This is a genomic window from Roseomonas sp. 18066 (genome assembly GCF_902706185.1).
In the GTDB taxonomy this organism is placed as follows: Bacteria; Pseudomonadota; Alphaproteobacteria; order Acetobacterales; family Acetobacteraceae; genus Pseudoroseomonas.
On sequence record NZ_CACSJM010000214.1, the window covers coordinates 1 to 8,173 of the forward strand.

The following is an 8,173-nucleotide window of genomic DNA, read 5'->3' on the forward strand; positions in this document are numbered from 1 at the left end:
GGGGATTTCGCGGCGGGGCCGGGGCCGGTGGCGCTGGCGCCGGGCGGCGGCATCCCGCCCTTCAGCCCGCTGATCTGCTACGAGGTGATCTTCCCCGCCGCCGTCACCCCGGCCGGGCGCCCGGCCTGGCTGGTCAATGTGACCAACGACGCCTGGTTCGGCTTCTCGGCCGGGCCGTTCCAGCATCTGGCCGCCGCCCGGCTGCGCGCGGTGGAGGAAGGGCTGCCGCTGGCGCGCGCCGCGCAGACCGGGGTTTCCGCGCTGTTCGACGCAAGAGGAAGCTTGGCGGGGCGGATAGGATTGGGTGATATGGCCACGCTGGCGCTTCCCTTGCCTGGCTCGCTTCCCGCGACTCCCTTCGCGCGTTTCGGCAATTGGGGGGCGATCCTTTTCGGCTGGCTCGCCCTTGCGGTTGCAGCGGCGGGGAGCTCCTCCACGCTGAGGCGACGGGACGGGGTCAGCACGTCGAATAATTGAGAATTCTCGAAAGAGTTGACAACTTCCTACCACCGGGTTTAGGGACATTGCGCCTATGCAAGGCAGGGGGTCGCAAGCACGGCGGCCCCCGCATGAGACGCAGGCCAGGCCTTTGCCAGGGCGGCGGCATTCTGCGGTCCGTGGCGGAGGTTCGAACATGCCCAGCGACGACGTGATGGAAAAGACCGAGCGCGAGCATCGGCCGAGCCCCATCGATGTTCATGTCGGCAGCCGCGTGCGCCTGCGCCGCACCCTGCTCGGCATGAGCCAGGAGAAGCTGGGCGAGGCGCTCGGCCTGACCTTCCAGCAGGTGCAGAAGTACGAACGGGGCGTGAACCGCATCGGCGCCAGCCGGCTGTTCGACCTGGCCCGCGTGCTGGACGTGCCGATCGGCTTCTTCTTCGACGACATGCCTGATGCGATGGGCGGCCAGACCGCGCTGCGCGCCCGCATGGGCGGCTTCGCCGAGCAGCAGGAAGGCTTCGAGGACGACACGCTGCACAAGCGGGAAACGCTGGAGCTGGTGCGCGCCTATTACCGCATCACCGAGCCCGCCGTGCGCAAGCGGGTCTTCGACCTGATCAAGAGCCTCGCGCCGACCGATTGATTGGCCTCAGGCGCTGGCGCCCATCCGGGCGCCCGGCCGGCTTCGCCGGCTGCAGGGATCGCGACAAATTAGCGTGCCAACGACAAAGGCCGGGGTTTCCCCCGGCCTTTCTCATGCCTGCCTGTAGGGCAGGATCAGCTCTGCACGGCCAGCGCCCGGCGCGGCAAGGCGACACGGTTCTGCCGCAGGTCTGCGGCGCCCTCGGCGACCGTGCGCTCCACCGCCGCCGTCAGCGCCTTGCGGTTGCCGAAGTCGCGCGGGTCGACCGGCTCGTGCAGCAGCACGGTAACGCGGCCGCCCGGGCGGCGCGCCAGCCGCCAGAAATGGCTGCCGATATCCATGTCGCCATACCAGGCGAAAAGCGGCCGGTCGCGCCGGCAGGCGGGCAGCCCGCCCAGCCGGTCATAGACCACCGAGACCGGCTGCACCTCGGCCGCCGCATCGGCGACCGCCAGGAAGGAGGAGCGGAAGGGCAGCACGCGGGTGCCGTCGTTGCTGGTGCCCTCGGGGAACAGGATCATGCTGTCGCCGGCGCGCAGCCGCTCGCGCATTGCATCGGCCTCGCTGCCGGTGCGGCCGCGGGACCGGCTGACGAAGACGGTGCGGCCGAGGCGCGCCACGGTGCGCACCAGCGGCCAGGTGCCGACCTCGGCCTTGGCGACGAAGACCGCGTCCAGCGTGCCGCCGAGCACCAGCACGTCGAGCCAGGAGGAGTGGTTGGCCAGGTACATCACCGGCCGGGCCGTGCTGCGCTGGCCCACCACCTGCACCCGCAGCCCGATCAGGCGGCAGAGCACGCTGTGATAGACCCGGGCGAAGACCCGCTTGCCCTCGCCCGGCAGCGCCAGCAGCAGCGCCTGGATGGGGATGCACAGGATCGTCCAGAGCAGCACCGAGACCAGCCGGCGCACCGCGCGCAGCCGCCCGGCGACGGGCCTGGGGTTTTCTCCCAGGATCTCGCCGAAGCTGCCCGGCGAGGGGCGGAGGCGGGGCACGCTGGCCCGGCGGCGCTTGGGCGGCGCGGCGGGCGAGGCGGCATCCAGGGGGGAACGGGCTGTGGCCTGCATGAGTTCGGCGATAGCTTAGCCACCGCGGCACCACAATGACGCTACCGTTTCGGCGCCATGACATCCGCGGCAGCGGCGGGGTTCCGGCCCCCGCCGCCACCGGCGTTATTCGTGGCCGCCGCTGCGGTGCCGCTCGTAGTGGCGGGAGTATTTCTGCGTCACCAGGTCGGTCTTCACCACGATGCAGACATCGGTGGTGTTGAACTGGGTGTCGACCACCGCGCCATCGCCGACGAAGCCGCCGAGCCGCAGGTAGCCCTTCACCAGCGGCGCCAGCTCGGCCAGGGCCTGGCGCTGGTCGATCGCCTCGGGCTCCAGCCGGTCCATCGCCACGAAGCGCTCCGGCAGGGCGCGCGGCCGCATGCCCTCCGGCGCCAGGTGGAAGTTGTGCAGGTAGGAGAGCTGCAGCGCCAGCGCGTCCAGGTCGGTGCCGGGCAGGCTGGCGCAGCCGAACATCAGCGCGATCTCGTGCACCGAGACATAGGCCGCGATGCCCGACCACAGCAGCTGCATCGCCGCCCGGTTGCGGTACTGCGCATCGACGCAGGAGCGGCCGAGCTCCAGCACGCGGCCCTGGGCCAGCAGCGGCCGGATGTCGTATTCGGAGGCCGAGTAGAAGCCGCCCGCCCGCTCGGCCGCCGCCTCGCGGATCAGCCGGTAGGTGGCGATGACGCCCTCGGGCCCGTCGCCCAGATTGTGGTCGACCACCAGCAGGTGGTCGGCGACCGCGTCGAAGGCGTCGCTGTCGCGCTCGGCGGCCGCGGTGGCGGGGTCCGGATGCGCCCCCATCTCGCCGTAGAAGATGCGGTAGCGCAGCGCCTGCGCCGCATCCACCTCCTCGGCGGTGGCGGCGACGCGGACGCCGAGATTGCCGCTGCGCAGCTCGCCGAAGCCGGCGGCCTGGCTCATGCACCCTCTCCGCTGCGGCGCTTCGGCGCGCGGCGCGGCGGGGCGGCTGCTTCCGGCGCGGCACGGCGGCCGAACAGCTCCAGCCGGTGGCCGACCAGGCGGAAGCCCAGCCGGGCGGCGATCGCCTCGGCCAGCGCCTCGTGCTGGCTGTCGGAGAATTCGATGACCTTGCCGGTCTCGATGTCGATCAGGTGGTAGTGGTGGCCATGGTCGGTGGCCTCGTAGCGGGCGCGGCCGCCGCCGAAGTCATGCCGCTCCAGGATGCCCTTCTCCTCCAGCAGCCGGACGGTGCGGTAGACCGTGGCGATGGAGACCCGGGCATCGAGCGCCAGGGCGCGGCGGTACAGCTCTTCCACATCGGGGTGGTCGGCCGCTTCGGACAGCACGCGCGCGATCAGCCGGCGCTGCCCGGTCATCTTCAGCCCGCGCTCGATGCACAGACGCTCGATCCGCATCGGATCGGGCTTGTCGTCGGCGGGTTGGTGCGTGTCGGTGCGCGTGTCCATGGGCGGGGTCGGTTGCTCTCCAATGCGCGGCCGCGCGGGAATCCACGGCCGCGAAGGCTGCCACGGGGGCGGCCCCGACAGCCTTTATGACACGACGGCCCGGCACACCATATGCAGCATCGGCCACACTGTGCGCCCGGCGGGGATGCGCTTGCCATCAACCGGGCGGCAAGGCAAGGGCCGCGACGGCGCGGCCCCACCCCGGCACCCGTCCACCACCCTGGCCGGGCTTTCTCGCACCCCTCCCCGGCGGCCGGTGTCAGGCCGCCACGGGGACCCGGCGCGGGCGGCCGCCGCGCGGCTTGGTGCCCAGGCCGATCTTCTTGGCCAGCGACGAACGGTGCCGGGCATAGTTCGGCGCCACCATGGGATAGTCCTGCGGCAGGCCCCAGCGCTCCCGGTACTGCTCCGGCGTCATGTCATAGGCGGTCTTGAGATGGCGCTTCAGCATCTTCAGCTTCTTGCCGTCCTCGAGGCACACCAGATATTCGTCGGTGACCGACTTCTTCACCGGCACGGCCGGCTGCGGCCGCTCCGCCGGGGCGGCGGCGGCGGCGGGGGCGGCGCCCAGGCCGGACAGGGTGCGGTGCACCTGCTCGATCAAGGACGGCACATCCGTCAGCGGGACCGAGTTGTTGGATACATGCGCCGCGACAATCTGCGCGGTCAGGCCCAGTAGTTCACGCCCACCCTGTTCTTCGGACATTTTTAATCCTCATGGAAACGGCCTGTCGATTGGGCGCCAATGCGCCGGCCGTGACTTGCCGCACCCTATCGCTGACCGGCGCTGTCCTGCAACGCCAAACGCAACCGAAGTGGTGAAAGACCAAGTGATGACAGCCAATACAGGGCTTCAAGAAAATGTCTTCGACCGTTCGATCGATATCACCGGCGAGACTTGCCCGATGACCTTCGTCCGCACCCGGCTGGCGCTGGACCGCCTGCAGCCTGGCGAGATTCTGCTGGTGCTGCTCAAGGGCGACGAGCCGCGGAACAATATCCCGCGCACCGCGACCGAGCAGGGACATGCCGTGCTCGACCAGCAGGAGGCGGAAGGCGGCGTGCTGCGCCTGCGGCTGCGCAAAGGGCCGGCCTGACGCGCCTGTCAGGCGGCGGCGAGGTCGAGCCGCAGCACCAGCGCGTCGCTGCCATCGGCATAGTAGCGGCGGCGGCGGCCGACCTCGGCGAAGCCGGCGGCGGCATAGAGCGCCCGCGCCGGCGCATTCCCGGCCGAGACCTCGAGGAACAGCGCCGCCGCGCCGCGCGCCGCGGCGGCCAGGGCGGTGGTCTCCAGCAGGGCCAGCGCCAGCCCCTGGCGGCGGGCGGCGGGATGCACGGCCAGCGTCAGGATCTCCGCCTCGTCGGCGGCGACGCGGGCCAGGATGAAGCCGGCCTCGCCGGCCAGCAGGCAGAAGGCGCCGGGCATCTCCAGCATCAGCCGCAGCGCGTCCGGCCCCCAGGCGTCATGCGGCGGGAAGCTGGCGCCGTGCAGCGCCGCCAGCAGCTTGGCCTCCTCGGCCCCGATCTGGCGCAGCACGGGTCAGGCCGCGCCGGGCAGCTTCACCGCCGGCGGCTCGACATAGAGCGGCAGGCAGGCGCGCGGCGCCAGCGCGCCCTGAAGGCGCAGCGCGGCGACGGCGGCGACGGCGGCGGCCTCGGGCAGCAGCGCCTCGGTCAGCAGCGCGGCATCGCCCAGCACGGCCGCGACCAGCGGCGCGGCGTCGCCGACCAGGGCGACCGGACCCTCCGGCACCGGCAGGGCGTCGAGGGCAAACGGCTCGGGCGGGCCCAGCGCCACCAGCGACCCTGTCGGGAAGCGTTCCAGCAGCACCCGGCCGCGCCGGGTGTCGGTCACCGACCAGACGGCATGGGTGGCGCGCAGCGCCGCGGGCAGGCCAGCGGCCAGGGCCTCGCCGGTGCTGACGCCGATCGCCGGGCGGCCGGCGGCCAGGGCCAGCCCCTGGGCGAGGGCCAGCGCCGCGCGGATGCCGGTGAAGCCGCCCGGGCCGACCACGGCGGCCACGGCGTCGAGCGCGGTGGCCTTGATCCCGGCCTCGGCCAGGACCTCCGCCACCATCGGCGGCAGCGCCACGGCCTGGCCGCGCGCGCCCTCGGCCGAGCGTGCCGCCAGCACGCGCCCTTCTGACCAAACCGCCGCCGAGGCGCGCGCCAGCGCGCCGTCCAATGCCAGGATCCGCATGGCCGCTGCATAGGCCAGAAAGCCGGGCGGCGAAACAGCGGGCTGCGATACAGGCCGGGGCGTATCGCGCCGCAGCACATGATGGCAGGATATGGCCATGCTTGTTCCCGTCACCGAGGCCGATGGCTTCGCCCTCGACATCCGCTACGCCACGCCGGACAACCTGACCGGCGCGCCGATCTACCGCCGGCCGGTTGCCTTGCTGCTGCCCGAGGCGCGTGATTTTCTGTTCGACGCCCGCGACCAGGCCGCCCGGCTGGGCCTGCGCATCAAGGTGTTCGACGCCTTCCGCCCGATGGAGGCGCAATGGGCGCTGTGGCATGCGGTGACCGACAAGCGCTTCGTCGCCGATCCGCGGCTGGGCGGCGTGCATCCGCGCGGCGCCGCCGTCGACCTGACGCTGCTGGATGCCGCGACCGGCGAAGAACTGCCGATGGGCACCGGCTTCGACGCGGTGCAGGCGGAAAGCGCGCATGGCCATGCCGGCGTGCCGCTGGCGGACCAGCGCAACCGCGCCCTGCTGCTCGGGCTGATGACGGCGGCGGGCTTCGACCACTACAAGCTGGAATGGTGGCACTACCAGCTGCCGGCGCCGAAGCGCTTCCCGCCGCTCGCCGCCTCGGCGGTGCCCAACGGGCCGATGTGACAAACGATACCGCCATCAACCCAGCCTGGCCCCGGGCGTTGAACCCGGCGACACGCACTGCCAGATAGGCCGCCATGCTCCGCCGCTCGCTCCTCGCCGCCCTGCCCCTCCTGTCGCTGCCGGCGCTGGCCCGCCCGGCCCTGGCGCAAGGCGCCGTCTCGGCCGCCAACCAGGCGCTGATCGCCCGCGCCGAGGCCTATCTGAACGGCATCACCACGCTGCGCGCCCGCTTCCTGCAGATCGCGCAGAATGGCGGCACCGCCGAGGGTAATGCCTATATCGCCCGGCCGGGCCGCATGCGCTTCGACTACGACCCGCCGGAGCAGCTGCTGCTGGTCGCCTCCGACGGCCAGTTCCTGTATTATGACCGGGAGTTGCGGCAGCCCTCGATCGTGCCCGTCGGCTCGACGCCGCTGGGCTTCCTGCTGCGCGCCCAGATCCGCTTTTCCGGCGATATCGAGGTGCTGAACGTCGATCGCCGCAACGGCCTGCTGAGCATCACCGCCCGCCGCCGCGACGCCCCCGCCGAGGGCCGCATCACCATGGTCTTCGCCGAGGAGCCGATGGAGCTGCGGCAATGGGTCGTGGTCGACAGCCAGCAGCGCGAGACCCGCGTCACCCTGAACGCCATGGAGCGCGGCATGGCCCTGCCGCGCGGCATGTTCACCTTCAACGACCCGACCTTCTTCGAGCGTGAGGAAGGCCGCCGCTAGGCGGCCACCCCCTGCTCGACGCGGGTGGCTGGGGCGCGAGGCATGCAGGAATAAGGCCTTGATTGCGCCACACGGCGGCGCGACCTTTCAGCCATGCGTCCCCTGCCCCCGCGCCCCTTGATCGGCATCCCCTGCTGCATGAAGGCCTTCGGCGCCTTCGCCATGCCCAACCACGCCGTGTCCGACCACTACATCAAGGTGGTGCTGGGCCCGATCGGCGGCATGCCGGTGCTGCTGCCGGCCGCCGGCGACGGGGTGGCGGCGGCGATGCTGCCGCGGCTGGACGGGCTGATGCTGACCGGCAGCCGCTCCAACGTGCATCCGGGCCTCTATGCCGGCCCGCCGCATCTGGAGGGGACGCCCGAGGATATCGAGCGCGATTCGACCACCCTGCCGCTGATCCGCGGCGCGCTGGCGATCGGCCTGCCGCTGCTGGCGATCTGCCGCGGCTTCCAGGAGCTGAACGTGGCGCTGGGCGGCACGCTGGACCAGCGGGTGCAGGACCTGCCCGGCCGGCTGGACCATTCGACGCCGGCCGACCAGGCGCTGCCCAAGGTGCGCACCGGCAAGGCGCATGCGGTGCGCATCGCCGCCGATGGCGAGCTCGCCCGGCTCTGGGCCGGCATCGACTTCGACCCCGACGCGGTGCCGGTGAATTCCCTGCACAACCAGGCGGTGCGCGAGGCCGGGCCGGGCCTGGTGCCGGAAGGCTGGGCGCCGGACGGCACCATCGAGGCGGCGCATGTCCGCGACTCGCGCGGCTTCGCCGTCGGCATCCAGTGGCATCCCGAATATGACTGGGCCGAGGACGCGCTTTCTCGCCGGCTGTTCGAGGCCTTCGGGGCGGCCGCCACGGCGCATGCCCGCAGCCGCGCGGCCGCGCCGGCGCTTGCGGCCGAATAGACACAGCCGGGGCAGAACTTTCCCGTTCAAACGTTTTTGAGTTGCGGTGGAAACCGCTTATAATCGGCCGTGAAGCTGCCATCTTAGCAGCGGGCGACCGGTTCCCCACCGGCTCACCCGACCATTCCCCCCAAGGAATGCCATC

Annotated in this window: 12 protein-coding genes; 6 read left to right on the top strand and 6 right to left on the bottom strand. The window is 71.9% G+C overall.

The genetic code is table 11. The features are described 5' to 3' along the window. Together GVN67_RS26820 and GVN67_RS26825 are read left to right on the top strand one after the other, a co-directional pair. Positions 1–477 (top strand): nitrilase-related carbon-nitrogen hydrolase (locus tag GVN67_RS26820; RefSeq protein WP_304621475.1); only part of this gene is annotated, 477 nt, incomplete at its 5' end. A 157-nt stretch (positions 478–634) separates the two neighbouring features. Continuing rightward, positions 635–1,084, top strand: a complete 450-nt coding sequence (locus GVN67_RS26825) for a helix-turn-helix domain-containing protein (protein WP_160000381.1) — start codon at positions 635–637, stop codon at positions 1,082–1,084. A gap of 134 nt (positions 1,085–1,218) precedes the next feature. Here GVN67_RS26825 and GVN67_RS26830 read toward each other — a convergent pair whose 3' ends face one another. The 4 genes from GVN67_RS26830 to GVN67_RS26845 form a co-directional block, all read right to left on the bottom strand. Next, a complete protein-coding gene (locus GVN67_RS26830) occupies positions 1,219–2,151 on the bottom strand; it encodes a 1-acyl-sn-glycerol-3-phosphate acyltransferase (protein ID WP_160000382.1) in 933 nt (310 codons plus the stop codon). Between the two features lie 105 nt (positions 2,152–2,256). Beyond that, complete coding sequence (locus GVN67_RS26835; protein WP_160000383.1) at positions 2,257–3,060, bottom strand: GNAT family N-acetyltransferase; 804 nt, start codon at positions 3,058–3,060, stop codon at positions 2,257–2,259. Continuing rightward, complete coding sequence (locus GVN67_RS26840; protein WP_160000384.1) at positions 3,057–3,566, bottom strand: Fur family transcriptional regulator; 510 nt, start codon at positions 3,564–3,566, stop codon at positions 3,057–3,059. Before GVN67_RS26840 ends, GVN67_RS26835 begins: the two co-directional genes overlap by 4 nt. A gap of 259 nt (positions 3,567–3,825) precedes the next feature. Next, on the bottom strand, positions 3,826–4,272 hold the full coding sequence (locus GVN67_RS26845; protein ID WP_160000385.1) for a MucR family transcriptional regulator: 447 nt from the start codon (positions 4,270–4,272) through the stop codon (positions 3,826–3,828). Between the two features lie 127 nt (positions 4,273–4,399). Here GVN67_RS26845 and GVN67_RS26850 point away from each other — a divergent pair, with 127 nt between their 5' ends. After that, the gene (locus GVN67_RS26850; protein ID WP_160000386.1) at positions 4,400–4,663 is read left to right on the top strand and encodes a sulfurtransferase TusA family protein; all 264 of its coding nucleotides are present in this window, start codon (positions 4,400–4,402) and stop codon (positions 4,661–4,663) included. Between the two features lie 8 nt (positions 4,664–4,671). Here GVN67_RS26850 and GVN67_RS26855 read toward each other — a convergent pair whose 3' ends face one another. Then, entirely contained in the window at positions 4,672–5,103 is a 432-nt protein-coding gene (locus tag GVN67_RS26855) for a GNAT family N-acetyltransferase (RefSeq protein ID WP_160000387.1), read from the bottom strand. Between the two features lie 3 nt (positions 5,104–5,106). Continuing rightward, the gene (gene tsaB, locus GVN67_RS26860; RefSeq protein ID WP_235035546.1) at positions 5,107–5,766 is read right to left on the bottom strand and encodes a tRNA (adenosine(37)-N6)-threonylcarbamoyltransferase complex dimerization subunit type 1 TsaB; all 660 of its coding nucleotides are present in this window, start codon (positions 5,764–5,766) and stop codon (positions 5,107–5,109) included. 97 nt (positions 5,767–5,863) lie between these two features. Between tsaB and ddpX the strand changes: the two genes are divergently transcribed. The 3 genes from ddpX to GVN67_RS26875 all read left to right on the top strand — a co-directional run bounded on the left by ddpX (position 5,864) and on the right by GVN67_RS26875 (position 8,028). Continuing rightward, positions 5,864–6,412: a D-alanyl-D-alanine dipeptidase gene (gene ddpX, locus GVN67_RS26865; RefSeq protein WP_160000389.1), complete on the top strand. Its 549-nt coding sequence runs from the start codon at positions 5,864–5,866 to the stop codon at positions 6,410–6,412. A 74-nt stretch (positions 6,413–6,486) separates the two neighbouring features. Further along, positions 6,487–7,125 (top strand): outer membrane lipoprotein carrier protein LolA, encoded by a 639-nt coding sequence (locus tag GVN67_RS26870; protein ID WP_160000390.1) that lies wholly within the window; start codon positions 6,487–6,489, stop codon positions 7,123–7,125. A gap of 93 nt (positions 7,126–7,218) precedes the next feature. Beyond that, positions 7,219–8,028 (top strand): gamma-glutamyl-gamma-aminobutyrate hydrolase family protein, encoded by an 810-nt coding sequence (locus tag GVN67_RS26875; RefSeq protein ID WP_160000391.1) that lies wholly within the window; start codon positions 7,219–7,221, stop codon positions 8,026–8,028. Positions 8,029–8,173: the final 145 nt, after the last annotated feature.